The organism is Sphingorhabdus sp. Alg231-15 (assembly GCF_900149705.1).
Classification (GTDB): Bacteria; Pseudomonadota; Alphaproteobacteria; order Sphingomonadales; family Sphingomonadaceae; genus Parasphingorhabdus.
Map to the genome: position 1 here is coordinate 1503030 of NZ_LT703001.1, position 26746 is coordinate 1529775.

Here is a 26746-nt window from a genome sequence, read left to right on the forward strand (position 1 = left end):
AGCGTAAAATCGGCACGCCGGGCCACTGACAAAGCATCTGCTTCGCTTCGGTAGCGTGCCTTTTTCCTGCAGATGCTCAACCGTGTACGCATCGATATGCCTTCAGCAGATTAGCGCCCTCCGACCACTTTCTCGCTGAGCTTGTTCTTCTCCAACTGCTTAGGATCAAACCAGACCGGCTTCAGTTTTTTATCCACAAAGAGCTGCATCTGGTCCGTATAGTGCGGACTGTTCGGGCGTGTGGTAGCAGCTCCAAATGGTTGAATGGAACGCGATGCTACAGCACCCGCCGTGTCCCACTCGACAAACATGATGAAGCTATCGCCATGACGAACGGACAGACGGCCGTCGTCATCAACATCCCACAAGGTGGATGCCCGGATGGTATCGTTGCCTCCATCAATCGGAAGGTCGACATCGCCCTGACGCAAGCGCAAGACATCCAGCATCGGCGGATCGATGCGGTCAAAATAGGTATTCAAATGATCGACGGTCTCCTGCAAAATTTCGCGCGGGTCAGGAACCTCACCGCGTTGATAATGCGCCTTATTTGCCGGACGCAGCATCTTGAGCGCCAATGCATCGGCAGGCCCCTTGCCATCAAGATCCCAGTCCCATTGGGCGAGCAACGCTTGTGCCATAGCAAGTTCCGGATCATCTTTCAGGTCGAGCGCAGCGACTTTGTCGAGCCAATCCTTGGCATAGCCGGCCTGGACATAGGCAGTGTCATATTTGATCCGCCGGATTTCTTCTTCGCCAATCTTACCATTGGCTTCGAACAACTCAATCGAACGGCGTGACCGGTTGGTCTGGTCGTCCTCTATCCCCATCAGCGGAGAAAAGGTTTCCGGGTTCAGTTCATCGCCAGGTCCAGCCGCAACATAGGGCGTGTTGTTCGCGTTCATGACATAGCCCGAAGCCGGGTTAATCAGGGCCGGAACCCGCGTGAATGGCAAGGTATTCTGCCATACGGCGTTGGAATTGTCGCCAGGCAATACGGTTCGCCAGTCAAAGCCGGGAGCGCGGTCTGGGAACATGGCGTTATAGAACATACCAATATTGCCCTTGGCATCAGCATAGATGAAATTGGTCGCCGGGACGCCCTGCCCCGCCATGGCCGCCTGCCACTCGTCAAAATCCTGTGCTTTGTTAATCCGGTAATATTGGGTCAGCATATCAAGCTGGTCCATACCCGCATAGCGCATCGCATAAGCGCCATTGCCGTTCATGATCACTGGACCATGCACAGACCGGTAAATCATCTGTGGATAGGGAATAACAAAAGGGCCATATTTGATTTTCAGCCACACGCGCTTTTTCTCTAGCGGCAGCCATTCATCATCATATTTATAGGCATTGCCCTTTTCGTTCAGCGTGAGTTTGTAAATATCGATCAGATCAGGCCGGTTGACCGTATTGGTCCAACCCAGATTCTTGTTGTGCCCCAGAAATGGGAAAGGCGATCCGGGGAAATTGGCGCCGGCAAAATCCCAACCTTCCTCGCTATGCACGACAAGTTCATACCATGCGACATTGCCGCGCAGAGGCTGATGTGAATTGGAAATCAGCCGGGTTTTTTCATCCGTCGAACGCTCTGGAGAAATCGCGTAAGCATTGGATCCGTTTTCGTCTGGATCAGGCCCCACCGGCGTTATAATCTTGTCTTCGCTCAACGGATGCACAGTGCGGTTTTCGATTGGCACAGCCAGGCTGGGGCCGCCTTCCCGGCGCAGCGGCTTGCCCTCGGTCAACGCCTGTATCGGGCCATTGAGTCCAAAGAAAAATGGCGAGCGGAGCGCAAATCCGGCAGCAATATCCCTGCCATTGACCGGGAACAGCTTGGACAAGCTGACTTCATCCGGATGCTCTTCGGCATAGTCGTTCAGACCCGAAGCATAGCCGTCCAGTACCGCGCGCACATCCTCGGGCAGATCGTCATATTTGCGCTTCACCGTGCCATCAACATCAAGCAGCGCCGCAACAAAATCAATCGGTGCGCCATCCGCTCCGTTCAGCGTCGCAAGCCGTCCGCGGGTCATCGCGGTCACCTCTTGCAGGGTGTCGAAATCATCCTCAGCATGGGCATATGCAACGCCATAGGCGACATCGGCGTCGGTCTTGCCAAAAATATGGGGCACACCGAATTTGTCGCGGACGATACGCGCTTCATAGACCTTGTCAGGCGGCGGTGAAGCGCCGGTTACGCTCATCGGTTCCCAAACCGCCAGTGCCACGGCAGCCAGCAAAATCAGGATCAACAATCCCACACCGATGCGCTTGATCACCTTCATTCCATTTCCCTTTTCTATGGTCTTCGACCTTGCCCTTTCGATAGCTCTTGCGCAATGTTGTGACATTGGTCAACCGGGTAGCCTCCCGTTTGTCGAAGTCACAAAGGATCGTTCATGCCGAAACTGAAAACTTCTCACTTTGCCCTGTTCTGCGCTTTTTCAGCGCTCACATTTGCTGTTCCCGTATCCGCACAGTCTGTTGTGGGCTCCGGTGTTCCGGCCAGCACGGTTCCTAACAGCGCCGAACGTCCCATTGCCTTTGCCGAACAAGCGCCTGACAATGCTGGCCTGGTGATCCTGATGGAAAGCGCAGAATTACCGAATATCCCTGCCCTTTCCGCCGCCGAACGCGGTGCCGTGGAAGCGGCCATTGCGTCTGCCGAATTCAAGGGAGAAACCGGAAGCAATCTCAAACTTCGCGGAATTGGCGGTCGTCCGCTAATCATGCTGGCCGGCGCGGCCAAGTCCGATGATGAAGGGCCAGACTGGAAATCCGCTGCCGGTAGCGCTGTGCAAAAGCTAATGGACGACGATGCGGAACTGGCGTTGGTAGGTCCCACTGATGCCAACGCAATGGCTGATGCAGCACTTGGGCTGGACCTTGGCCAATATCGGTTCGACCGGTATCAAACGGATGTCGAAACTGTACCCGCCAAACAGCGCGTTACATTTGTCGGCACGGCGGCATCCGCTGCACAGGCGCTCTGGGATAGTCGTCACAAACATCTTGCTGACAGTGTCAAACTCACTCGTGACCTGCAAAGCGAACCAGCCAGTGCACTTTATCCGCAGAGCTTTGTTGATCGGGTAAGCGCAGAGTTCAAAGGCGTCCCCAATATTCGCATCGAAATTCTCGACGAAGCTGCGATGCGCAAAATGAACATGGGCGCGATTGTTGGTGTCGGTCAGGGCAGCCCGCGCGGTTCACGGATGATGGTGGTCACCTACACAGGCGGAAGCGGCGCGGCGCTAGCACTGGCTGGCAAGGGGATTACCTTTGACACGGGCGGCATTTCAATCAAGCCCAACAAGGGTATGTGGGCAATGAAGGCCGACATGTCGGGTGCCGCCGCGGTCATGGGCGCAACATTGTCACTGGCTAAGAGCCGTGCTCCAGTAAACGTCGTGGCAGTTGCTGCGCTCGCCGAAAACATGCCCGGCGCCAATGCCCAGCGTCCGGGCGATGTAGTAAGGACCTATGGCGGCAAGACCATTGAGATCCTCAGTACGGACGCAGAAGGACGGCTGGTGCTCGCCGACGCAGTGCAATATGTGGCGGATCGCTACAAACCCTTCGCGCTGGTAGATGTCGCGACCCTGACCGGATCGGTTGGACGAGCGGTGGGCAATCAATATGCGGGGCTATTTGCACGCGAAGACGCGATTGCCGATCGCATGCTGAAAGCCGCCAAGGATAGCGGTGAGCGTCTATGGCGACTACCCCTGCATCCCGCCTATGCCAAAGCCATCCGCTCTGACATTGCCGATGTGAAAAATTCGGGTGTAACAGATGCGCCAGGCGCAAGTGCCGGGGCGCATTTCATCGGCTATTTTGTCGATGAATCACTACCCTGGGCCCATCTGGATATTGCTGGTGTGGACTGGAATAACTCCACAAAGCCACTGACGCCCAAGGGGGCCTCTGGCTTTGGCGTACGCTTGCTTGATCAGCTCGCACGCGACTGGACCGCCAAATAGGCTTTTGTAACAATTATTTGTCCCGCTCCCTTGTGTGATAAAAACATCACTCCATATCGGTTGAGAACCATGAACGAGGGAACGGGACAATGAATCTCGAGAAATTTACCGATCGCGCCAAAGGCTTTTTGCAATCCGCTCAGACCGTAGCGATCCGCATGAACCATCAGCAGATTACCGCGGCACATTTGCTCAAGGCTTTGCTCGAAGACGATCAGGGCATGGCATCCGGCCTCATCGCCAAAGCAGGCGGTAATGCCAAACAAGCGCATCTCGAGATTGATACAGCATTGGAGAAAATTCCGGCAGTATCGGGCAGCGGGGCTCAGCAGACACCAGGACTGAATAACGACACCGTACGTGTATTGGATCAAGCGGAACAGATCGCGGAAAAAGCGGGCGATAGCTTTGTCACAGTCGAACGTCTGCTACTTGCCTTGACACTGTCCAAAGATACAGCAGCTGGCAAAGCATTGACCAATGCCGGCGTAACGACTGATGCCCTGAATGGAGCAATAAACGATTTGCGCGGCGGACGCACAGCCGACACGGCCTCTGCCGAAGATCGTTATGATGCAATGAAGAAATTTGCGCGCGACCTCACCGAAGCGGCACGCGAAGGTAAAATGGATCCGGTCATCGGCCGCGACGAAGAGATCCGTCGCACCATCCAGATTCTCGCGCGTCGGACAAAGAACAACCCTGTCCTGATCGGCGAACCCGGCGTCGGCAAGACTGCCATCGCTGAAGGATTAGCGCTGCGTATTGCCAATGGCGACGTGCCCGATAGCTTAAAAGATCGCCGCTTGATGTCGCTCGATATGGGTGCGCTCATAGCCGGTGCGAAATATCGCGGGGAATTTGAAGAGCGGTTGAAGGGCGTGCTCGATGAAGTGCGCGGCGCGGATGGTGAAATCATCTTGTTCATTGACGAGATGCATACATTGATCGGAGCGGGCGCATCGGAAGGCTCGATGGATGCCAGTAACCTGTTGAAGCCAGCATTGGCACGCGGTGAACTTCACTGCATTGGCGCGACGACGCTGGATGAATATCAAAAGCATGTTGAAAAAGATCCGGCCTTACAGCGGCGGTTCCAGCCTGTCGTCATCGGCGAACCGACGGTAGAAGATACCATCTCGATCCTCCGCGGCCTGAAGGAAAAATATGAACTGCACCACGGTGTTCGGATTACCGACGGTGCATTGGTAAGCGCCGCCACCCTGTCCCATCGCTATATATCAGATCGCTTTCTGCCCGATAAAGCCATCGATCTCATGGACGAGGCGGCGTCGCGGATCCGGATGGAAGTCGAGTCCAAACCAGAGGAAATCGAAACCCTGGACCGGCGGATCATTCAATTGAAAATTGAACGCGAGGCGCTGTCCAAAGAAAATGATGACGCCTCCAAAAGCCGTCTCGAAACCCTTGAAAAAGAACTCGCGGAACTGGAACAGGAATCGACCGAGCTCACCACACGTTGGCAGGGTGAAAAAGACAAAATCCATGCCGAAGCTCATGTGAAGGAAGAATTGGACGCAGCCCGTCTGGAGCTGGAGCAGGCAGAACGCGCCGGTGATCTCGCCAAGGCGGGTGAGCTAAGCTACGGCACCATTCCCAACCTTGAGAAGAAACTGGAAGAAGCCGGGGATGCAACCGAAGGCGCGATGTTGCGCGAGGAAGTTGTGAGCGAGGATATCGCCTCCGTCGTATCACGATGGACCGGTATTCCAGTCGACAAAATGCTCGAAGGCGAACGCGAAAAGCTGCTCGCCATGGAGGAGTTGATCGGAAAGCGGGTTATTGGTCAGAAAGATGCTATCGAAGCAGTCTCCTCTGCCGTCCGCCGGTCCCGCGCTGGGTTGCAAGACCCCAATCGTCCGCTCGGCAGTTTCCTGTTCCTCGGCCCCACCGGTGTCGGCAAGACCGAACTCACCAAAGCTTTAGCAGGCTTCTTGTTTGATGATGACCAAGCCATGGTTCGCATAGACATGTCCGAATTTATGGAAAAGCACAGCGTCGCAAGGTTAATCGGCGCGCCTCCCGGCTATGTTGGTTATGAAGAAGGCGGCGTGCTCACCGAAGCCGTCCGCAGACGCCCCTATCAGGTAATCCTGTTTGATGAAGTCGAGAAAGCGCATGGCGATGTTTTCAATGTGTTGCTGCAAGTCCTCGACGACGGACATCTCACAGATGGTCAGGGCCGCAAGGTCGATTTCTCAAACACACTGATCATCCTCACCTCCAACCTCGGCAGCCAGTATATGGCGAACCTGAAAGATGATGAGAAGGTCAAGGATGTCGAGCCACAAGTCATGGAAGTTGTCCGCGCCCATTTCCGGCCTGAATTTCTTAATCGACTGGACGAGATAATCCTGTTCCACCGGCTCGCCGAGGAACATATGGCACCGATTGTCGAAATACAGGTCGCCCGCGTGCAGAAACTGCTCAAGGATCGCAAGATCGTTCTCGAGCTGACCGATGCCGCGAAGCGCTGGCTCGGGCGGGTTGGCTATGATCCTGTCTACGGAGCAAGGCCGCTGAAACGCGCAATTCAGAAATATCTGCAAGACCCGCTGGCTGACTTGATCCTGCGCGGCGATGTACCGGACAACAGCACTGTCCAAATTAACGAAGGTGACGGAGCTCTCGAAATGGTGCCGGTGGCGACAGCAATCGAAGGTTGATCTTGCACCCGCCAGCGATGTTCGGCAAATACAACACATGATCAGCACTGTGCAACGAGACGAGTTATTGAGCGATGCCAGATATTTAGCGCATCGCTATGATGAAGCAAACGATGCGTTCCGTTTCCTGTCGGTTCCCCGTGATGTTCATCGCCAATGCACCTTTATCACTGATGAGCATTTGCCAGATGTCGATCAGTTCCAGGCGGTGCCGCGATCAGAGGTTGCGCAAGCATCACCAACGACTGCACCGATCCATTTCATTTTCCATTCTGCCTATTGTTGTTCCACCATGCTGGCGCGGGCGTTTGATATCGAAGGGGTCTCAATGGGGTTGAAAGAACCCGTTGTGCTCAATGACATGATAGGGTGGCGGCGGCGCGGTGCAGATGCAAACCGACAACGCGAAGTTATTGAACAAAGCCTGACCCTATTATCACGGCCTTTTGGCGAAGACCGCGCGGTGATTATCAAGCCATCCAATATTTGCAATCCATTGGCGATTGAGATGTTGCGATCAAGACCAGACGCGAAGGCTCTGCTTCTCTATGCCCCAATCGAGGGCTTCCTCAAATCGATCGCCAAAAAGGAAATGTGGGGCCGGATCTGGGTGCGTGATGTGCTGATCGGAACGCTGAAAGACGGTTATGCTATAGGCGGATTTTCCAATGACGAACTGTTGCAGTTAACCGATCTACAAGTCGCCGCTATCGGCTGGTTGTCGCAGCATGCGCTATTCGCCAAGATTATCAAAGAAATTGGTCCAGATCGAGTTAAGACGCTGGATAGCGATACGTTCTTGGCGCAGTCGCCGGAAACCATCACTGCTTTATCCCGCCTCTACGGACTGGAACTGAACGAGGCAGAGATTGATAACGTTGTTCAAGGCCCTGCATTCACCAGTCATTCGAAGCTTGATCAGGTTAAACGCGGCGAAGTTTTCGACGCTAAGGTGCGAGAGCAAGAGCAACTAAAGGTTGCGCAGGCCCACGGTGCGGAAATCGAAATGGTTGCAACATGGACTAAAGCGGTAGCCGAGAGCCAAGGAATAGAATTCAGCATTGGCTCCCGATTACTATGACTGATTTAGTTTAGTTATTTCCCGGCGCAAATGTTGGTTGATTGTCATCCACAAATTCACGAGACCGTTTGCTGCCTTCACGATTATAGGCAGCCCATTCCCGATTGGTCATGCATACTCTTCTTTTGCGAGCCAAAGTGCCCATGATGGGTTCAGAGCGGCAGCGAACATATTCAGGATGCTTGCGATCAGTAATCTTCTTCGGTTTTTCTTTCTTTGCTGCATCTTCCACAGTAGCAGTCTCGCCAGCAAAGGCGGGAGGGGTTGATATTGCAAGCGCTGAAAATGACGCAATCGCTAGTGTCCGAACTAAAATCTTCATAAATACTCCATTATATTTTTTGATTAGGGGAAGATGTTTTTGGCATCTTATGGAACAAAAAAGCCGGGCTGACTATCGGCCACAAACTCTGTCGCATATTTATTGCCCAACCTAATTGCGACTTTCCATTCTCGATTGGTCATGCAGATCCGCCGTTTTTTTATAAGAGAGCTCGCAACTGGCTCTATCCTGCAACGTACATAATCAGGATGGCGGCGATTGGTGATTTTTTGTGCGGGAGTGCTATTCGCTTCAGGCTGAAGCGCTTCTTGTTGCTGTTCTGGTGGTAGAAGGTTCACAATAGTCAACCCTGACGGAGTGATCTCGTCCTGTTGATCAACCAATGGGTTTTGCTGAACCGAAGCAGTGGCCGGATTAATAGTAGAAGTGATCGCAATAAGAATAGCGACTTTTACTGTTTTCACAGCAGTTATCATCTTCCACGCCCTCCACAAGCATCACAATATAGAAATAGTATCAAATTTACATTTATGTGCAACGAAAAAGGGCGGGCCAATTGGCCCGCCCTCTTCATTTCAATTCTAACCGTTTGGATTAGAAGCTGAATTTCACGCTAGCGCCATAGCGACGACCCAGAGGATCATAGCTTGATGGGTAGATGTTACCGCTGTTGAACGCTGTCGAACCAATGTTCGAACCAACAACCGTTGGCTGGTTGTCGAACAGGTTCTGAGCCGTCAACGTGAACAAGACATTTTCGCTTACATCCCACTGGAAGGTAAGGTCGAAATAATGTTCCGCTCCGATCTCGGTGAAGTCAACATTACCGAACAACGGAGAGTCACCGATGAAGGCTTCGCCATTATCGATAATATCCTGTGGCTCTTGCTCAACACCACTCAGGTAACGCCAGCGAAGAGACAAGGTATAGTCTTCTTCGAAGGTCAAAGAAGTACGCTGCGAGAACGCAAACTCTGACTGAGGGTTACAGTTGACCGAGTAGAAACCAACACATTCACGATTGATGGACGTTGGAGTCGCCTGGAACAGGTTCTTGTTGGTCCAGGTACCGTCGAACGACATATTCAGATCGATACTGTCGGTCAGTTCGGTGCCATACCGGATGCTGAGATCGATACCGTCGGTTTCGATCCGGCCCAGGTTGCTCTGTTGCAAGATCAAACCTGGAGTGGTTGACGGGTCACCGTCGAGACCGCCAGTGAACGGGCTACGAGAGATGAACTCTTGTGAACAGAACGGGTTCGTACCGGATGGCGCATTGAAACATGCAGCAATCGAGTCACCAGGCGTTGGTGCTGAGATCGCATCGGTGACCAATATGTTGAAGTAATCAATGGTTACCGACAGACCAGGAACGAAGTCTGGCTGAAATGCCACACCAACAGTCCAGGTTGTTGCGTCTTCCGTACCGAGGTTCAGATTACCACCAGTTGTGATGTTGATCTGACCAGCGGCTGGCGGAGCAACGTTACCCGCAGTGATCTGGGCGGCCGCAGGGCTGCCTGGATCAACCTGAGCCAAACAAGCAGCCAAGAGGTTGCCAGTTGGTGCTACTGGACCCTGACATGGGTCGTTTGCAAGGTTGCTCAACTGAGTAGAGACCGGCGTAAACAGCTCACCGATATTAGGTGCGCGTGAAGAACGCTGATAGTTACCACGGAAGGTCAGGCCTGGGATAACTTCCCAGCTACCGCCTGCTTTCCAGGTAAACTCGGTTCCAGCAGTTGAATAGTCTGAGTAGCGAGCACCCAGATCGATGGTCAGGCTTTCAGCGAAAGACTCACCTTCGAAAACAGGAATGCTAACTTCACCAAACGCATCGTACACATCGTAAGAACCGTTAATGTCAGGAGCAGCACCGCCACCACCAACAACAGCACCAGGTGTCTGCGAAGCTTCGTCAGACAAACGGGTTGCTGTGAACTCACGATATTCACCACCAACAGCAAACTGGATTGGTGTCTCAGAGATACCAAAGCCAAGATCACCGCTTACGGTACCGTTTACGGTAGCGATCGATGTACCGGTAATCACTTGCTGAGTCAGATTGAAGACATAATCCTGAGCCGCTTGAGGACCAAGGTTGCCGAGTGTTCCGAAGAAGTTAATTGGAACACAGCCGTCTCCGCCACCATTTACGCAAGTGCCGTCTGGCAGTCCGAGAATGGAGTTATCGACACGCTCACGACGAGCAAAGCCGCTCTGACGCTGGATACGCTCACTCTCACCATAGGTTGCCGAAACATCATAGTTGATGCTGTCGGTAATCGCGCCGCGTGCACCAACAACGATGTTGAACAACGTCGAGGTAAACTCGGAGTTACGTGTACCAACTTCAACTGTACGACGACGAACCTGAGCTTGGAAAGTTGTGTAGTCCGGGTTTGCCGTACCGTCAGCCAGCAGTGGGCCGTCTGGCGTATTACGTGCTGCATCATAAGCAGCGCCGGTCAATCCAAGACCTGCACCAAAGCGCTGTGCAATCGCTTCTGGGATCAGAGGATTGTTGAGGTTGAAGGTGTAGGTGTTGAAGAACGATCCACCAGGAGCAATGATCGTCGAAACGGTCTGTTTCGAGAACGCAGCCTGAGAGTAAAGCTCGATATTTTCGTTGATTTCATAGCGAGCTGCACCGAAAATATTAAACCGTTCGAAAGGTGTTTGGAAAATGTTGAACGGGTTAAAGTTAAATGGTGTTGGGTTGAATTCGCCATTGTCTTGCAGATTGGTAGGGTCATTCGAAATAATATCGGTACCCGCATCATTGATCTGCGCCTGAATACCAGCCGTGAATGGGTCACCTGTAACAGGATCATTCAAGCTGTTGAAAACAATGTTCGCAGGAACAGCGTTTGAAGAACCACCAGGGTTACCCGAGAACGAGCTCACGTTGAATTCACCGAAAGGACGATCGCCTTGGAAGACAGCATCCTGATCCTGATAGCCAACGCTCAATACAGCGTTACCACGGCCATCGTCGAAGTTCGCACCGATGGTAAGGTCAGCGCGGAATACGTTGCCGTCACCCTGCTCGGTCAGCTGCTCGCTGAGGTTCAACTCAATGCCAGCAAAATCACGCTTGGTGATGAAGTTGACAACACCGGAGATTGCGTCCGCACCATATGTGGTCGTTGCACCACCGGTCAAAACATCTGTACGTTCGATAACGGCCAGAGGAATGGAGTTAAGGTCAACACGGCCAGTTGTGTCAGCAGGAACGAAACGACGTCCGTCAAGCAGGACGAGGTTACGAACCGAACCAATACCGCGAAGGTTAACGAAAGAAGAACCGCCGTTACCGTTGTTAACAGCAGAACCAATGCTTGGAATTGCTGAAGGCAGTTCGCGCAGGAATTGCTCAGCCACGTTGGTCTGACGCAGTTCCAGCTCTTCAGAGGTTACAACGCCAACTGGGCTGGAAAGCTCAAGGTTAGGGTTGCTGATACGAGAACCGGTAACAACGATGACTTCCTCATCAACTGCATCGGCATCTTGTACATCTTGATCCTGCGCATAGGCAGGTGCTGAAACCATAGCGAGGCCAAGCACCACTGGTGCTGTACCGCTCATCAGCTTCGTAAATTTTTTCATGTTATTCCAGTCCCTTATTCTGGAGGAGCAGGGCCCCCAATGGCCCGCTTCTGTAGTTGTCCAATCGAATCACGCACGCTTTGGACACGCGCAAAATTCCATCGGAATGGCTGGCAGATGCCGTAATTGCACAATCCTGTAAAGCTCATGTTCAGCTTTTCGGCGCGCTTTTGTATATAATGTAACTATTTTGCCACAGTTTCATAAGGTGAGGCGAGGTCAATTAACCAGTTAAAGCCGGTGGATTTATTTACACTAGCGTAGAAAAGACCAATTCGATCATTTACCATGATGTCAGACGATTGCACCTTGCCGCCAATCTGGTAGGGCAATCACAATCAGCAGTTCCGATGCGAGACAGGTATTGGAATCACAGCCAAGTTCGGCATGGAGCAAGATATGAACAGTCTAAGAATTGCAACGCGCAGATTTGCCTCTGCACTGGTATGTGCATCTTTTTTTACCGGTGTTCCGGCCATCGCTTCGGAAAAGGATGAAGCGGTTTCTACGCCGCCCGCCATATATACTGACCTTGTCGCTTGTAAGAACATTTTGGAGGCGGAACAACGGCTGGCTTGTTTTGATGAAAAAGTAGCCGCCTTGGAAACCGCCCAATCCAACAATCAGGTTGTGATTGCTGACCGCGAGCAAGTCCGGGAAGCTAGGCGCGGTTTGTTCGGGCTGTCACTGCCCCGGATCAAGCTATTTAGCGGAGACGGCGACGAAGGCGATCAGATCAATCAGGTTGAAGGGACGATTGCCTCGGCCCGTAAAGGCCGAAGCGGCAAATGGACCCTCAAGCTGGAGGACGGCGCAGTCTGGCAACAAACTTCGGCACCGCGGAGCACTTCTCGGCGTCCCAAAGCTGGCGATTCAATTGTCGTTGAGCGCGGCTCGCTAGGGAGCTTTGTGGCCAAGGTGAATGATGGCCGTGCCTTCAAGGTCAAGCGGATCGTAAACTGATAGCTTAGCTGGCGGCTATTCTACTAGCCCATTGGTCCGGTCAGCAAGATTGGGTCGATGCGTGCTTTGTTCCACTTCATCGACCAGTGCAGATGAGGTCCGGTCGCACGGCCTGTAGCACCGATACGGCCGATCGGTTCGCCGCGTTTTACTTCCTGACCTTCTTTGACGAGTATCTTTGAGGCATGCAGAAAAGCACTGTTCAGCCCCATGCCATGATCGATCATCAGCAATTTGCCTTCCAGCGAGAACGGCTTGTCCGCCGCCAGGGTCACAACCCCGTCAGCTGGCGCAACAAAATAGGTGCCCGCGCCACCGGCAATATCGACACCGCTATGATAACTGCCCGGCTCACCCTTGTAGACGCGCTGTGATCCAAACATACCGGAAATTCGGCCCTTGGCAGGCCAAATGAACGTCTGGCGCCAGCCTTTGCTGTCGCTTTTCACCTGACGCGCCGCGTTGATCCGTGCCAGTTCCGGGCGACGGCGTGCCATGAACGCAGCACTCGGCCCGCCACTGCGACGAGCGACATTGACATGTTCAATTTTCCATTTGCGTGGTGCTACGTTGAAAAATTTCTTAATCGTTTCGCCATTTTCAAGCGTCGCAACCATCTGTGCCGATTGGCCCGCGTCACGGTTAAAAGCGATAATGAATTTGCCATCTTCGTCCACGGGAACAGGTTGCCCGTCAAACGAAATGCTGCGGGTTCCTGCCGGAGCATTGCCCAACATCACACCGCCCTGAATTTCCTGTCCGGTAAAACCGAACTTGACCGCTTTGCGAAAGGCAGATTGTTCCGCCGCATCAGCAGCTTCTGCCGCGGCGCCCTTTGCTAGAGAGGATGACAAGGGTAACGAGAGAGCAGCGACACCCACCAAAGCCAGGCCGCCGCCAATGATGATTTTCTTAGGCACTATTATTTTTCCTCTTCCGGCAAGTGCGCCTGGACAGAGATCTGCGCCGTTGCATAGGCTTCCTGTTTCTCGACACTCCAATAACGAAGCTCGTCGAGCGGAATCTGTTCACTGGTAATCGCACATAAAACATGGTCACCAGAGGATAATGGTCGAAACCCGTTCGGCATATAATAGAGCTTCGCCACTTTGTTGCGATTGGACATTAACATAGGAAAACCTTACTCCGCGCAGCATTTACCGGTGATTTACCAATAGTGATTTACCGATAAATATTTACCACTTCCATAACAAAGAAATCGCCTAGAACAAATCCTGTTGCCTGTCATCCACCGGTTTTTTGACTTTAGCAGGTTTTGGCCTGGCGGCTGGTTCAGCCTTTTTTGCTGCCTTTTTCGCTGTTTCGATCGGCGCGTCCGTAATTTGCGCCGCCACCGTGCCATCATGGAAATGCAGATTTACGGCGCTGGCAAGCTCAGCCATTGCCTTGCTGCCAATAAACTGGTCGTCCAATCCCGATATTCTCGCATAGCCGCGTTTCAGCGGACCATCGGGCGACACTTGTTGCGCCAATCGCCAAAGGCTGTCGAGCCGCTGGCGCGCATCATCCAGGGGCCGTTTGACCAGCGCCACTGGTAAATCCAGACGATCCAGCCGGGCTTTCGCCGCATCCAGCCGCTGGCGAAGCATGGCGGGCCGCAATGCGCCTTCTGAAGCCGAAAATCTGCTGCGGGCCTTGGCGACATTTTGTCCCATGGCATATTTCATTCCGTCAGACAGCTCATCTACACGTTGCTGATGCGGGCGGAGCAAATCGGTCAACGCTGGCATCAAGCGGCGCTGTGCCTCCAATCGTTCTTGCGCAGTGGTAAAACCGCGCTGGACCGATCGTGCCATCCGGGCTTTCGATTCACTCAGCGATGCCAACCATTCGGCCCGCACCGGCACTGCCATTTCCGCCGCAGCTGTCGGCGTTGGTGCCCGCAGGTCGGCAGCAAAATCGCTTAATGTAGTATCGGTTTCATGACCAACGGCAGAGATAAGCGGAACGGAACAATCCGCAATCGCCCGCACCACCTCTTCCTCGTTAAAGCTCCAAAGGTCTTCGATCGAACCGCCGCCTCGCGCGACAATTACGAGGTCGGGCTTGGTCATCCCGCCTTCACTTTGCATGCCTGAAAAACCGTTAATCGCCCCGGCAATCTGTTTCGCAGCCCCCTCGCCCTGTACTAATACCGGCCAGACGATCACATGACTGGGACAGCGATCTGCCAACCGGTGTAAAATGTCTCGAATGACGGAACCGGTCGGCGACGTCACCACACCGATCGTTTTGGGCAGAAACGGTATCGCGCGTTTGCGGTCCTGATCAAATAGTCCTTCGGCGTGCAATTTAGCCTTCAGCTTTTCAAAAAGCTGCATCAGCGCGCCCTCGCCCGCCAATTCCATCTTGTCGATCACGACCTGATATTTGGAACGTCCGGGATAAGTGGTCAGTTTGCCGGAAACGACAACCTCAATCCCGTCTTCTGGCTGGAAGGGCAGCCGTCCCGCATTGCCTTTCCACATCACCCCATCAAGCACCGCCTTATCGTCTTTTAGTGCAAGATAGACATGTCCGGATGCTGCGCGTTTATAGCCGGAAATCTCTCCCTTGATCCGCACATAACCAAAGCGATCCTCGACGACTCTTTTTAGTGTGCCAGATATTTCTGACACGGACAGAGGAGCAGCATTGTCGCCAGCGCCGCTCTCGGCTAACAGCTTCGCGTCTAGAGAAAGAGAGTCGTCCATGAATATCCTGTTGCTCGGGTCCGGTGGCCGTGAACATGCCTTGGCATGGAAGCTGGCGCAATCCCCGTCTGTCGAGAAATTTTATGCCAGTCCCGGCAACCCAGGTATTGCTCATCATGCGGAATACGTAAAACTGGACATTCTGGATCATAGCGCTGTGATCCAATTTTGTGGACGCAACAAGATAGATTTGGTCGTTGTAGGGCCCGAAGCGCCTTTGGTGGATGGGATGGGTAACAGCCTGCGGACAGCGGGCATATTGGTCTTTGGTCCAGACCAAGCGCCAGCACAGCTTGAAGGATCAAAAGGCTTTACCAAGGACCTTTGTGCCCGTGCCAACATCCCCACTGCCGGTTATGTTCGCACGACCAATGCAATGGATGCATTGGCGGCACTCGACAAATTCACAATTCCGGTTGTTATCAAGGCGGACGGGCTGGCCGCAGGCAAAGGCGTCATCATTGCAGAAACCCGCGCACAGGCAGAAAAAGCCATTGCAATGATGTTTGAAGGCGGATTTGGTGATGCCGGTGCTGAAGTGGTGATCGAGGAATTTCTGACAGGCGAAGAAGCCAGTTTTTTTGCGATTACCGACGGCAAAAACGTAATCCCCTTCGGCACGGCGCAAGACCACAAACGCGTCGGTGAAGGTGATGTCGGCCCGAATACCGGCGGCATGGGTGCGTATAGCCCAGCACCAGTTCTTACGACGGCGCTGCAAAAACAAGTCATGGACGAAATCATCCAGCCTACGGTCGATACGCTAGCCGCCGAAGGCACGCCTTATAGTGGGGTCCTCTTTGCCGGGCTGATGCTAACAGAAACCGGTCCGCAATTGATTGAATATAATGCCCGCTTTGGCGACCCGGAATGCCAGGTTCTCATGCTGCGGCTGAAGTCTGATCTTGCCGCGATCATGCGGGCCACAGCGAAAGGGGAACTGGGCCAGGTCAGTGCACCGGAATTTGATCCGCAAACCGCCTTAACCGTCGTCATGGCCGCTAACGGCTATCCCGGTACGCCTGAAAAAGGTGGAAAGATCCAGAACCTCGCCCGTGCAGAACGCGAAGGCACAAAGATATTCCATGCCGGGACCGCAGAGGTTGACGGTAAATTGGTTGCCAACGGCGGTCGCGTGCTAAATGTCACGGCGCTTGGCAAAAACACCACCCAAGCGCAGACCAAGGCCTATGCTGCTGTGGATCAGATTGATTTCGCCACTGGCTTTTGCCGCCGCGATATTGGTTGGCGAGAGGTTGCCCGGGAAAGCGAAGACTAAACCATTGGCAAATCTCGGCTCGGCGATCGGGATCGTTGCTTTGACCGCACCGCCGGCCAGAACCAGCAATGGCGGCAGGTCTATCTGGACTATACATTGGCGCTTTGTTCCGGCAGGTTGGCCTTATGGATCTAAATCTTGAAAATAAAATCGTGCTTGTCACCGCTGGTAGCAAGGGCATCGGATTGGCAACGGCCCTGGGATTTCACAAATGCGGCGCCCAGGTGGCGATTTGCGGAAGATCGCAGGACAATCTTGATGCCGCTGCAGCGCAAATGCCTGGTTGTCTGGCGCTGACTGGAGATGTTTCGAAATCACAGGACATTGATCGGGTCGTTCAATCGGTATCCCAGAAATTTGGCCATATCGACATATTGGTCAACAATGCGGGCGGGCCACCGCCTGGCCTTTTTGAAGATCTGGCTGATGAAGATTGGAACAAGGCAGTCGAGCTAACCCTCATGTCTGTTATCCGTCTGACACGGCTGGTCCTGCCACATATGCGAGCACAAAAATGGGGCCGGATTATCAACATATCATCATCTGGCGTGAAACAGCCTGTCCCCGGATTGACCTTGTCCAACAGCATCCGCATGGCCGTACTGGGTTGGGCGAAGACACTGGCCAATCAGGTCGCAGGCGACAATATCCTGGTAAATACCGTTTGCCCTGGGTTCACCAATACCGACCGGGTTACCCAGATCCTGGAACAGCAATCAGCGGCATCAGGAAAAACAGTTGAAGAGGTGGCTGCCGGAATTGCTGCGCAAATTCCGATGCAACGTATTGGCCAACCGGAGGAGGTTGCCAATCTAGCGGTTTTCCTGGGATCAGAGGCGGCCAGCTATATCACCGGAACATCCATTCAAGTGGATGGTGGATCGGTCCAGGGTTTCTGATCAATCAACTCATCGATGGCCTTCCAACGCTAGCTCCTTTAGAACCCGAAAATGGATAATTTACATGGCTTTGTCGCAAATTGCATTGCGTGCCGCCGGCCTCTTTTGCATAGTCCGGGCAACAGGGGCTTGCACTTTTAGGGAAGGGATAAATCTTGAAAAACGACGATACTTTGCTCACACGGCGGCAAATCATGGTGATTGCCGCGCTGGCTGGCGGAATTAGCGCAAGCGCGCCATTGCACGCACAATTTAACCTGAAAAAGGGTTTGGGAGCGGCCGGTAAGGTCGCCAAGGCCGGGTCCTATAATGATGAAGAAATGGCGGTCTATTTTGACCAGATGGCGGCGGATATGGACAGCCGTAATCCGGTTGCCGGGCCAAAAGATCCCTATGGCAAACGCATCGCCAATTTGTCCAAAGGTTTGAAAAATCACGATGGGCTTGATCTCGATATCAAAGCCTATCTTGTTCGTGACGTAAATGCTTTTGCCATGGCCAATGGTACGATCCGGGTCTTTGCTGGGCTGATGGATCAATTCACCGATGACGAAATCCGTTATGTGATCGGACATGAAATTGGCCATGTAAAGGAAGGTCATACCAAAAAACGCATGCAAGGTGCCCTGCAGAAAGAAGCCGCCTTTGGTGTCGCCGATGCTGCTGGTGGCAAGGTTGGCACGATCGCCAATTCCAAATTGGGTAAGTTGTTCGGCAATGTGATCAGCTCGCAACACAGCCAGAAGCATGAGAAAGAAGCGGATGATTATGCCATGGCCTTCATGAGGCAGAAGCAATATGATCCGATGGCTTGTGTCACCGCACTAGATAAGCTTGCTGGACTGAGCGGTGGCGGTGGCGGATTGCCTTGGCTGCAGACACATCCAAGTCCGGAATCCCGCGCGAAACGGATGCGCAAACAACTGGCCTAAGAGCATGCTAACGAGAGCCTGATCTGACTGGTCTATGTAACAACATATCATGTGTTCATAGTCCAGTCAGCTTGCTTTTGGCACCTTCTATCCCGGGTTGAGTATTTCGGGAGGGTATGAACATGCGGCGTTTTTCCAGTATTTCCAAAATCTTGTGCGGCTTTGCGGCGGTTGGTCTGATAGGCGCACCAGGCACGGCTCCGCTTGAGGCCCAGTCGCGACAGGGAAAGCGCCCTGATCTGGTTAGAATGCCGCCGTCACATCCGGTTAACTGCAGTATTTTTACTCGTTTTGATCGCGATCAGGTTATCGTCACAGGCTCACGAAGAAAGGGCTCGGGTCGCCTTCAAAATTCTCCAGCTGCGCTCCCACCGCCACCGCCTCCGCCGCCGCCGCCCGCACCGATCGCTGGTCAGTTTCAAAAGGGAAGCCCAACCAGTGTTGCGCGGCGTATTGCCGGACCGATTACGGTACCCGGCCCCTACCCTTATCCCTATCCGCGCCCACAGCCACAAGACCGCGAGAAATATGCCGGTGAAGAGGTTGCGAGCATTAAGCGTGTTGCTGATGAACCGGTGTCTACCTTTGCGGTGGATGTGGACACAGGCAGCTATTCCAATGTCCGCCGTTTCCTGAATGATGGGAAAATGCCGCCCGAAGCTGCGGTGCGGACCGAGGAGTTGATCAACTATTTCCGCTATGATTATCCTGAACCATCCAGCCGGGAAGCGCCTTTTAGCGTGTCGACCGATCTGTCCACCACACCTTGGAATGATGCCAGCCGCCTGCTGCGCATCGGTCTGCGCGGCTATGACGTCAATAGCAGCGAGCGGCCTCGCGCCAATCTGGTTTTTCTTGTCGATGTTTCCGGTTCGATGGGCAGCAAGGACAAATTGCCGCTCGTCAAATCAACACTGACATCGCTGGCGAATGAATTGCGCAGCGATGATCGGGTGTCCATCGTCGTCTATTCGGGCACGGTTGGTCTGTTGCTGGCGCCGACATCCAACAAGGATCATGTCAAAGAGGCAGTGGATTGCCTTTATGCAAGGGGTTCGACAGCTGGAGGTGATGCGCTCAAACTTGCTTATTCCACCGCCCGAAAAAGCTTTCTCAAAGGCGGCATCAACCGCATCATCATGGCCACCGATGGAGACTTTAATGTCGGAACATCCAATACTGACGAACTGAAAAAAATCGTTGCCAAAGAGCGGGAGTCAGGCGTCAATCTGACCATGCTCGGCTATGGCACAGGCAATATTCGGGACGAGTTGATGGAGGGTATCGCCAATGTTGGTAACGGCAATTATGCCTATATCGACAGCGCTATGGAGGCAAAGAAGGTACTGGGCGAAGAACTCAGCTCGACCTTGTTCACCATCGCCAAGGACGTCAAAATCCAGATCGAATTCAATCCCATGCATGTAAAGGAATATCGCCTGATCGGTTATGAAAACCGGCTGCTCGCGGAAGAAGATTTCGCCAACGACAAGATAGATGCAGGAGATATCGGCGCTGGCCACCAGGTGACTGCGCTTTACGAGATCATGCCAGCAAAATCATCAGGTTGGCTTCCTGAACGCCGCTATCCAGCTAATCGTGTTGTTGACCGGAAACCGGATTTCACCGGTGAGATCGCGCAGATCAAGTTGCGCTACAAACTGCCCGGTGGTGACAAATCACGGTTGATAAAGCGCCAGATTGCGGCAGGCAGCCTGAACAATGCCAAAGCGCCACGCGGCGACATGGCCTTTGCCGTGGCGGTCGCTGCATTCGGACAGAAGTTACGAGGAGACAAATATCTTGGCGATTATGACTACGGGAATATTCAGAGATTATCCGGAAATGGCGGCAACTTCTGGCGTCAGGAATTCCGTAAATTGAGTGATTTAGCGCAAAGTCAGAGTTGAGATTGATTCGGCCTGGCGGCCAACCTCGCAAGAAAAGCAGTAAGCTGTTAACCATCTTTGCTAAGTAATTGTCTCATATGGGGACAATTACAGCTCGTCTCGTCGGATATTGGGCGATCTGCCCGGCCCGGTGAACTGGACTCATCCCTAATTATCCTCCATTTTAGGGGATGGACGAAAGATGAAACGAACTGAGTAAGGGGTTCTGGAATGGAAGTTGGGGGTAAGATTTTAACTGGTGCGGTTGCGACGGCTCTATTGGCGCTGGTCGGACATTATACCACTGGTGATAAATTCATCTCAGGTCTTGAAAGTGCCGCGCAGACGGAACTGACCGCACAAGGTTTGGACGACGTAACAGTGGCCTTTTCACGCGACCCATTGTCTCGCACGGCAGTCTTGGACGGTGATGTACCGGATGAGATGAAGCAAAAGGCACTAGATGCCGTTGCAGAAATCACCGATAGCAGTGCAATCTGGGCTGGGACGGACCTGGTATCAGGATCCGTTGCCGACAGCAGCACCGACACAAGCACCGACACTGCCAGCAATGGAAATGACCCTGCTGCGACGAAGTGTCAGGGTAACGTAGACTCCGTAATTTCAGGCGAAAAACTGAGCTTCCGATCCGGTAGTGCCTATATATCGCCTGCTTCCAATAAACTGCTCGACAAAATAGCGGCGGCACTCACACCCTGCTCCGGCGTTGCCATTGCAGTGGGTGGTCATACCGATGGCAACGGCAATGCGCAGGTCAACAAGATCCTGTCGCAGGAACGCGCCGACCGTGTTCGCGCTGGCCTGATTGAGCGCGGTATCCCAGAGAATCTTGTAACCGCAACCGGCTACGGCGCTGAACAACCGCTAGCTACCGGGCAGGGCCCAGAAGCAGATGCACAGAATCGACGGATTGAATTCAAGGTGCAGGCGGGAAATAAAAAAGAAGTAAATGATGCGAAATCGCAACAGGGGGAATGAAGCATGCCACTATTAGTCGAAAATCTGTTGCTCCTGCTTACGACTTTTGCAATTGGCCTCGGCATTGGCTGGCTCATCTGGGGCCGGAATCGCGACGAGATTTGATTGAAAATGAGAATGGAATTGACGGGCAAGGTAGCAATCGCGGCTCAGCCTGTCATATTTGGATTTGAATATAGGGGTTTAACATAATGATAACGCTGATTTCTGCAAATTGGCTGCTATTTCTGATCGCGTTGCTTATCGGCGTCGCCACGGCTTTCTGGGCCTGGGCCGTATCTGGCCGGGAAAATGGGTCTGATCATTTTGATGCCGATGACGGCTTGCTGGAAAAAGCTGGTGATGCGGTGGTTCCAACACCCGATCCAGTTGCGCCAGAACCGGCACCGGCACCGGCACCCGCCCCTACCCCTGCTCCCGCTCCAAAGGTCGCACCAGCACCGGCACCAAAAGCTGCACCGGCGGCCAAACCAGCCGCTGCTGCAGTTGCAGCCACCGCAGCAGCAAAAGCCAAGCCGGGCGCTGCCTCAGCTGCACGCCCCCGCAAACGGCCTGCCGTGTCCGACACTCCGCCACCCGCACCGCCGGGCAAGCCCAAGATCGCACCGGCTGTCGGAGAGCCTGATAACCTGCGCTTGATTAAAGGCGTTGGACCGAAACTAAACAGTTTGCTGAATAATCTTGGTGTCACTCGGTTCGACCAGATTGCCGCTTGGAAAGAGGCCGAGATACAGGAAGTCGATCAATATCTGGAAAGCTTCAGTGGTCGGATCACGCGCGATTCATGGATCGATCAAGCGAAATATCTGGCTAAGGACGATATTACCGGCTTTGAGAAAAAATACGGCAAGCTATAGTCTCCCCGACCAGAATGAAGGCCGAGAGGTAACTTCAACAGACCTTATTCTGGCGGACTATCTGAAGACGCGTTTATTGCTTTTTCTCCTGCCGATACATCTCAAGACCAACGGCCCAGCGCCGCTGGAATCCTTTCCAGTGATCGGCCTGCTCGGAATCCGCCATTTTGCCGTTTAACTGCTCACCAAATCCAATCGGCCACTTGCTATCGTTGGAATTTGTATTCGGCACGTTCAAATAATCCGCTTTGGATGCGTCATCTTTTAAAGTCATATCCAGAAAGGCGGTCACAAAATGCTGGTTGATGGCGTTTAACCGATCGCTTCGCCACACGGGCTCTTTAAGAAATTCTGCAGTCGTGAAATTGGTATCGGTATCAAGATCAAATTCATTGCCGACGATATTGTGGCGGGCTTCGCGATAGACGAGCATATAACGGTCCGACCCCGTCATATTCTCAAAAAGCCACTTCACGCCTTCTTCATAGTTCACCACGTCGTCCTGGTTCCCAGTGACGACCAGAATCGGCTTTTCAATCTTTCCAAGACTTTCTGCTGTCCATGCCCGGCTATCGGGCTGTCCGCCCCAGGGAGCAAATGTGACCAGTGACTTGATCGGCAGTGCTTTTTGCGAGGATTCTTCCATTACCGCTTTGGCAGTCTCTGGAATATTCGACATCGGATCATTCGCATAATCATAGGGTGCCCCGGCCGAAGCAATGGCGCCATATCCACCCATGGAATAACCAATCAGTCCGACATTATCGGCATCAATTTGCGCAGCATAAGCCTGTGACCCCGACGATGCGTCCGCCAATATCTGCGTCAAAATCTGGCGCTGGTCCAAAGTCCGGTCGACAAGCACATTACCAAAGGACAGCAAGAATGACGTGACCCCATCAATGGGCATATCGGCATGATCAATCGAAGCAACAATATAGCCGTGCGACGCAATCTGTTCCGCCAGATTGCTAAACTGCGTGCTCCATCCGCCAAAGCCATGAGACATCAGCACCAGTGGAAATTTCTGATCAGTGATTCCTTTGGCATCAGGCACCGCCACACCCTGTGCGGAAATGGTCACAGGCTCCTTACCAGGTGACCGCATGACATGCGAATAGTTGGCTGCTTTCCCGTCACCGGCCGTAGCAGGATACCAGAACCGCACTGACAATTGCCGGTTCGCATCGGTCAGATTTCCGGAAATTGCGCCCCAGGCTGTAATTTTTGTGCGATCTTCAAGCGCAAATGTTCTGACACTTGTTCCGATGCTATGCTCGCCCAATCGCCCAAGTTCCGGCGCTTCACCTGCCTGACCCGCATGGATCGTAGGAGAAGCCACATAGGCGGCCGAGCCACCGCCTATGAGAATGATGGCTGCAATTGTCCCCGCAATTGTTCTTTTCTTCATCGGGCATTCCCTTTCGTTTTTGACAACCGCATGGCGATCAGACGCAGATGGTGCAATGTGTCAGCCTTTCTGATCCAAAGCGTTTCTGGTTCCCCACCTCGTTCCGAAAACCGATGATATCAGTTTTTTTGACAGAGGCTTAGTCTGCATCTGGACTGGACGCGCGGACGATTAGCTTATCGATTTTGCGACCATCCATATCGATAATCTCGAACAGCCAGCCCTGATCCTCAAAACTCTCACCCTCTTCGGGAAGGCGGCGCAGCTGGCTCAAGGCATGGCCGGCAACCGTTGCATAGTCCCGATCATCCGGCAGTTTGATGCCAAGGCGATCCGCCAGCGCATCCATCGACATTGCACCGGACACAAGGAAGCTACCGTCTGCGCGCTCAATCAGGCTGCGTTGGGTTTTCTCATCCTGATCCGAGACAAATTCACCGGCAATGGAGCTGAGCAAATCATTGGGGGTTACTATGCCCTCGAAATGGCCATATTCATCATGAACCAGAACCATAGGCACCTCAGCCTCACGCAAGATATCGAGGGCATCTAGCGCATCTAGCTGGTCGGGTACCTTCTCCAGTGGACGTACCAACTCATGCAAATCAAGGGGTTCTCCGCTAAACTGAACAGCGGCTATGTCACGGGCCTGCACAACACCTTTAATTTCGTCGACAGAACCTTCCGCCACCGGCAATCGGCTATGCGGCGATCCTATCAGCATGGCGTGAATCTCTTCGGTCGTCGCGCTGATATCCAGCCAATCAACCTCGGTGCGCGGCGTCATCACTTCACGGATCGGCCGATCGGCCATACGCACGACACCTGCGATCACCGCTCGCTCATGTTCTTCAATCACGCCCGATCGTGTGGCCTCGGCAAAGACCATTTGCAGCTCTTCCGCAGTCACATGGCTCGCCTGATCCCGCTTCAGACCGAGCATCCGAAAGATCAACGCACTGGTGCCATCGAGCAACCAGACGAGAGGGGCCGCCAGCCGGGCGAGAAGGTCCATAGGCGGTGCCATGATAACGGCGATTTTTTCAGCCGAACGCAGGGCAAATTGTTTGGGAACCAGTTCACCGATGACCAAAGACGCATAAGTTGTCACACCTATGACCAGAGCAAATCCGACTGTTACCGAAAGATCCGCGTCCATCCCCAAAGCTTGCAAGCGCTCCGCCACCGGGCCGCCCAGACTTGCGCCGGAAAAGGCACCCGCGACAATACCTATCAGGGTAATACCGATTTGAACGGTTGAAAGAAACTTGCCGGGGTCGCTCGCCAGACGCAGAGCAATCCTCGCCCCCCTGCTCCCTCGATCGGCAGCGGAATGGAGGTGCGCTTTGCGCGCTGAAACAATCGCCAACTCTGACATGGCGAAGACGCCATTGATCAGAATCAGAATAACGATGATTGCGACATCAAACCAAGGAAAAGCTGTCATATTGTCCAATAGAAAGGGAATAAGCCCGAAAGATTCTCTATAGCCACATGTTTTACAAAATATCAAATTTGCTGTCAGTGTCGGTTCATAATTTTATGTTCATCTTGTCTATGGTTAATTACGGCTATCGCGTTGCAAAAGATAAAACTATCCCAGCAACGTCTTTATGAGGGAACGAACATATGCGTACCAAACAAGCATTTATTGCCGCACTTTCATTAAGTGCGCTGACGCTCGCAAGTGGTTGCACGACCAATCCGGAAACCGGAAACCAGGTCCTTTCCAAAGCTGCCATTGGCGGCATCGGCGGCGCGCTGGGCGGCTATCTGCTCGGCGACATTATCGGTGGTCGCAATGACCGGACTGCGAAAATCGTCGGAGCGGGGCTTGGCGGTCTCGCCGGAGCAGGTGTCGGCTATTACATGGACGAGCAGGAGAAGAAACTGCGCGAACAAACCGCCGGAACCGGTATTGATGTGACCCGTGAAGGTGACAATCTGATTCTCAACATGCCATCCAATGTGACTTTTCCGGTCAACAGTGCCGCTATCCAACCGGAATTTCAGGAAACTCTGGGAAGCGTTGCCAACACGCTATCGCAATATGAGAAAAGCTATATCGATGTTTATGGCCATACTGACAGCACCGGATCAGACGCTTATAACCAGTCACTGTCCGAACGACGCGCGTCTTCTGTAGCCTATTATCTGGGCAATAGCGGCGTGCAGCTTGCGCGCATCGAAACCCGCGGTTTTGGTGAAAGCCAACCGATCGCAAGCAACAGCACCGAAGAAGGCCGCTCTGCCAATCGCCGGGTCGAGCTGAAGATTGTACCGATCCGCGAACAGGATCTGTAAGTCGGCACACTAACCTCTTGCCTTACGGATGATCATTCGGGCATCCTTGTCCCTACAACAGGATAAGGATGCCCCTAAATGACAACGCCCAATTTCTCGATTGACCTGACCGGACGCACCGCGATTGTAACCGGTGCTTCTGCTGGCCTGGGCCGCCGTTTTGCCAGCGTCCTGGCGGCTTGCGGAGCAAAGGTAGCCTGCACCGCTCGAAGACGGGAAAAGCTTGACGAGCTGGTCGACGAAATTGCTCAAAATGGAGGTACAGCACAGGCTTTTGATCTTGACGTGCGCGATGCGGAGCAATTGAAAGCGATTGTTCCGGCTGTAGCGGCAACGATGGGACAACCTGATATTTTGATCAATAATGCCGGGATTGTCGATGCGGCACGTGCTGTTAAAATGTCGACCGAACTGATCGATGATGTCCTCGATACCAATATGCGGGCCGCCTATATATTGTCATGTGAGTTTGCGCGCCCTTTGATCGAACAGAAGGCACCGGGGCGGATCGTGAATATTTCTTCGATAGCCGCCACTCACTATGACGGCGGTGGCGCAGCACTATATTCCACCACCAAGGCCGGAATATCGAGAATAACCGAAGCGCTGGCAGTTGAATGGTCGAGATTTTTCATCAACGTCAACGCGATTGCACCAGGACTTTTTGCAACCGACATGTCCGATGGAATGACTAGCCGGATGGGAAATTTTTATGAACAGTTCCCACGCAAACGCATATGCCAACCAAATCAAATGGATAGCAGTTTGCTATACCTGTTGTCCCCTGCATCGGAATGTGTGACCGGCACCATCATCAAGGTCGATGACGGCCAAGGGCCGCGATAAA

21 protein-coding genes are annotated in these 26746 nt (G+C 53.2%); 12 read left to right on the top strand and 9 right to left on the bottom strand.

The features are described from left to right. Nucleotides 1-110: 110 nt before the first annotated feature. Nucleotides 111-2291, bottom strand: a complete 2181-nt coding sequence (locus DG177_RS07415) for an acylase (protein ID WP_337658617.1) — start codon at nucleotides 2289-2291, stop codon at nucleotides 111-113. Nucleotides 2292-2405: 114 nt separating this feature from the next. Between DG177_RS07415 and DG177_RS07420 the strand changes: the two genes are divergently transcribed. The 3 genes from DG177_RS07420 (at nucleotide 2406) to DG177_RS07430 (ending at nucleotide 7757) form a co-directional block, all read left to right on the top strand. Beyond that, entirely contained in the window at nucleotides 2406-3989 is a 1584-nt protein-coding gene (locus DG177_RS07420; RefSeq protein WP_108810903.1) for a leucyl aminopeptidase, read from the top strand. An 89-nt stretch (nucleotides 3990-4078) separates the two neighbouring features. Beyond that, entirely contained in the window at nucleotides 4079-6676 is a 2598-nt protein-coding gene (gene clpB / locus DG177_RS07425) for an ATP-dependent chaperone ClpB (RefSeq protein WP_108810904.1), read from the top strand. Nucleotides 6677-6743: 67 nt separating this feature from the next. Further along, nucleotides 6744-7757, top strand: coding sequence for a hypothetical protein (locus DG177_RS07430; RefSeq protein WP_337658618.1), 1014 nt, complete (start codon nucleotides 6744-6746; stop codon nucleotides 7755-7757). 10 nt (nucleotides 7758-7767) lie between these two features. On the opposite strand, the gene DG177_RS07435 is transcribed toward DG177_RS07430, so the two are convergent. The 3 genes from DG177_RS07435 to DG177_RS07445 all read right to left on the bottom strand — a co-directional run bounded on the left by DG177_RS07435 (nucleotide 7768) and on the right by DG177_RS07445 (nucleotide 11652). Beyond that, complete coding sequence (locus DG177_RS07435; protein ID WP_108810906.1) at nucleotides 7768-8079, bottom strand: hypothetical protein; 312 nt, start codon at nucleotides 8077-8079, stop codon at nucleotides 7768-7770. A gap of 47 nt (nucleotides 8080-8126) precedes the next feature. Beyond that, on the bottom strand, nucleotides 8127-8504 hold the full coding sequence (locus DG177_RS07440; protein ID WP_337658619.1) for a hypothetical protein: 378 nt from the start codon (nucleotides 8502-8504) through the stop codon (nucleotides 8127-8129). A 130-nt stretch (nucleotides 8505-8634) separates the two neighbouring features. Further along, nucleotides 8635-11652, bottom strand: a complete 3018-nt coding sequence (locus DG177_RS07445; protein WP_108810908.1) for a TonB-dependent receptor domain-containing protein — start codon at nucleotides 11650-11652, stop codon at nucleotides 8635-8637. 399 nt (nucleotides 11653-12051) lie between these two features. On the opposite strand from DG177_RS07445, the gene DG177_RS07450 reads away from it, so the two are divergent. Then, nucleotides 12052-12615 (top strand): hypothetical protein, encoded by a 564-nt coding sequence (locus tag DG177_RS07450; protein WP_108810909.1) that lies wholly within the window; start codon nucleotides 12052-12054, stop codon nucleotides 12613-12615. Between the two features lie 23 nt (nucleotides 12616-12638). Here DG177_RS07450 and DG177_RS07455 read toward each other — a convergent pair whose 3' ends face one another. The 3 genes from DG177_RS07455 to xseA form a co-directional block, all read right to left on the bottom strand. Next, nucleotides 12639-13469, bottom strand: a complete 831-nt coding sequence (locus DG177_RS07455) for a M23 family metallopeptidase (RefSeq protein WP_443216433.1) — start codon at nucleotides 13467-13469, stop codon at nucleotides 12639-12641. 68 nt (nucleotides 13470-13537) lie between these two features. Then, nucleotides 13538-13747, bottom strand: a complete 210-nt coding sequence (locus DG177_RS07460) for a DUF2093 domain-containing protein (protein ID WP_108810910.1) — start codon at nucleotides 13745-13747, stop codon at nucleotides 13538-13540. 91 nt (nucleotides 13748-13838) lie between these two features. Beyond that, nucleotides 13839-15329 carry an exodeoxyribonuclease VII large subunit gene (gene xseA / locus DG177_RS07465; protein WP_108810911.1) on the bottom strand — a complete coding sequence of 497 codons (1491 nt, stop codon included), beginning with the start codon at nucleotides 15327-15329 and terminating at the stop codon, nucleotides 13839-13841. Between xseA and purD the strand changes: the two genes are divergently transcribed. The 6 genes from purD to DG177_RS17705 all read left to right on the top strand — a co-directional run bounded on the left by purD (nucleotide 15328) and on the right by DG177_RS17705 (nucleotide 22184). Then, nucleotides 15328-16608: a phosphoribosylamine--glycine ligase gene (purD, locus tag DG177_RS07470; RefSeq protein WP_108810912.1), complete on the top strand. Its 1281-nt coding sequence runs from the start codon at nucleotides 15328-15330 to the stop codon at nucleotides 16606-16608. The genes xseA and purD overlap by 2 nt on opposite strands. Nucleotides 16609-16676: 68 nt before the next feature. Then, complete coding sequence (locus tag DG177_RS07475; protein ID WP_337658621.1) at nucleotides 16677-17507, top strand: SDR family oxidoreductase; 831 nt, start codon at nucleotides 16677-16679, stop codon at nucleotides 17505-17507. Between the two features lie 155 nt (nucleotides 17508-17662). After that, entirely contained in the window at nucleotides 17663-18439 is a 777-nt protein-coding gene (locus DG177_RS07480) for a M48 family metalloprotease (protein ID WP_337658622.1), read from the top strand. 122 nt (nucleotides 18440-18561) lie between these two features. Next, a complete protein-coding gene (locus DG177_RS07485; protein ID WP_337658623.1) occupies nucleotides 18562-20349 on the top strand; it encodes a vWA domain-containing protein in 1788 nt (595 codons plus the stop codon). A 210-nt stretch (nucleotides 20350-20559) separates the two neighbouring features. Beyond that, complete coding sequence (locus DG177_RS07490; protein ID WP_108810913.1) at nucleotides 20560-21327, top strand: OmpA family protein; 768 nt, start codon at nucleotides 20560-20562, stop codon at nucleotides 21325-21327. Between the two features lie 191 nt (nucleotides 21328-21518). Then, nucleotides 21519-22184, top strand: coding sequence for a hypothetical protein (locus tag DG177_RS17705; RefSeq protein ID WP_337658624.1), 666 nt, complete (start codon nucleotides 21519-21521; stop codon nucleotides 22182-22184). Nucleotides 22185-22257: 73 nt separating this feature from the next. Here the strand turns inward: DG177_RS17705 and DG177_RS07505 are convergent, their stop codons facing one another. After that, nucleotides 22258-23595 (bottom strand): alpha/beta hydrolase, encoded by a 1338-nt coding sequence (locus DG177_RS07505; protein WP_108810915.1) that lies wholly within the window; start codon nucleotides 23593-23595, stop codon nucleotides 22258-22260. Nucleotides 23596-23734: 139 nt separating this feature from the next. After that, nucleotides 23735-25042, bottom strand: coding sequence for a CNNM domain-containing protein (locus DG177_RS07510; RefSeq protein ID WP_108810916.1), 1308 nt, complete (start codon nucleotides 25040-25042; stop codon nucleotides 23735-23737). A gap of 182 nt (nucleotides 25043-25224) precedes the next feature. Here DG177_RS07510 and DG177_RS07515 point away from each other — a divergent pair, with 182 nt between their 5' ends. Both DG177_RS07515 and DG177_RS07520 read left to right on the top strand, forming a co-directional pair. Further along, entirely contained in the window at nucleotides 25225-25899 is a 675-nt protein-coding gene (locus tag DG177_RS07515) for an OmpA family protein (RefSeq protein ID WP_108810917.1), read from the top strand. A gap of 78 nt (nucleotides 25900-25977) precedes the next feature. Next, on the top strand, nucleotides 25978-26745 hold the full coding sequence (locus DG177_RS07520) for an SDR family oxidoreductase (RefSeq protein ID WP_108810918.1): 768 nt from the start codon (nucleotides 25978-25980) through the stop codon (nucleotides 26743-26745). Nucleotide 26746: the final 1 nt, after the last annotated feature.

Coding starts and splice junctions, on each gene's coding strand:
- xseA (WP_108810911.1), bottom strand. CDS start 15,329: ATGGACGACTCTCTTTCTCTAGACGCGAAGCTGTTAGCCGAGAGCGGC.
- DG177_RS07515 (WP_108810917.1), top strand. CDS start 25,225: ATGCGTACCAAACAAGCATTTATTGCCGCACTTTCATTAAGTGCGCTG.
- purD (WP_108810912.1), top strand. CDS start 15,328: ATGAATATCCTGTTGCTCGGGTCCGGTGGCCGTGAACATGCCTTGGCA.
- DG177_RS07445 (WP_108810908.1), bottom strand. CDS start 11,652: ATGAAAAAATTTACGAAGCTGATGAGCGGTACAGCACCAGTGGTGCTT.
- DG177_RS07415 (WP_337658617.1), bottom strand. CDS start 2,291: ATGAAGGTGATCAAGCGCATCGGTGTGGGATTGTTGATCCTGATTTTG.
- DG177_RS07505 (WP_108810915.1), bottom strand. CDS start 23,595: ATGAAGAAAAGAACAATTGCGGGGACAATTGCAGCCATCATTCTCATA.
- DG177_RS07475 (WP_337658621.1), top strand. CDS start 16,677: ATGGCGGCAGGTCTATCTGGACTATACATTGGCGCTTTGTTCCGGCAG.
- DG177_RS07520 (WP_108810918.1), top strand. CDS start 25,978: ATGACAACGCCCAATTTCTCGATTGACCTGACCGGACGCACCGCGATT.
- DG177_RS07490 (WP_108810913.1), top strand. CDS start 20,560: ATGGAAGTTGGGGGTAAGATTTTAACTGGTGCGGTTGCGACGGCTCTA.
- DG177_RS17705 (WP_337658624.1), top strand. CDS start 21,519: ATGATAACGCTGATTTCTGCAAATTGGCTGCTATTTCTGATCGCGTTG.
- DG177_RS07420 (WP_108810903.1), top strand. CDS start 2,406: ATGCCGAAACTGAAAACTTCTCACTTTGCCCTGTTCTGCGCTTTTTCA.
- DG177_RS07450 (WP_108810909.1), top strand. CDS start 12,052: ATGAACAGTCTAAGAATTGCAACGCGCAGATTTGCCTCTGCACTGGTA.
- clpB (WP_108810904.1), top strand. CDS start 4,079: ATGAATCTCGAGAAATTTACCGATCGCGCCAAAGGCTTTTTGCAATCC.
- DG177_RS07435 (WP_108810906.1), bottom strand. CDS start 8,079: ATGAAGATTTTAGTTCGGACACTAGCGATTGCGTCATTTTCAGCGCTT.
- DG177_RS07460 (WP_108810910.1), bottom strand. CDS start 13,747: ATGTTAATGTCCAATCGCAACAAAGTGGCGAAGCTCTATTATATGCCG.
- DG177_RS07510 (WP_108810916.1), bottom strand. CDS start 25,042: ATGACAGCTTTTCCTTGGTTTGATGTCGCAATCATCGTTATTCTGATT.
- DG177_RS07485 (WP_337658623.1), top strand. CDS start 18,562: ATGCGGCGTTTTTCCAGTATTTCCAAAATCTTGTGCGGCTTTGCGGCG.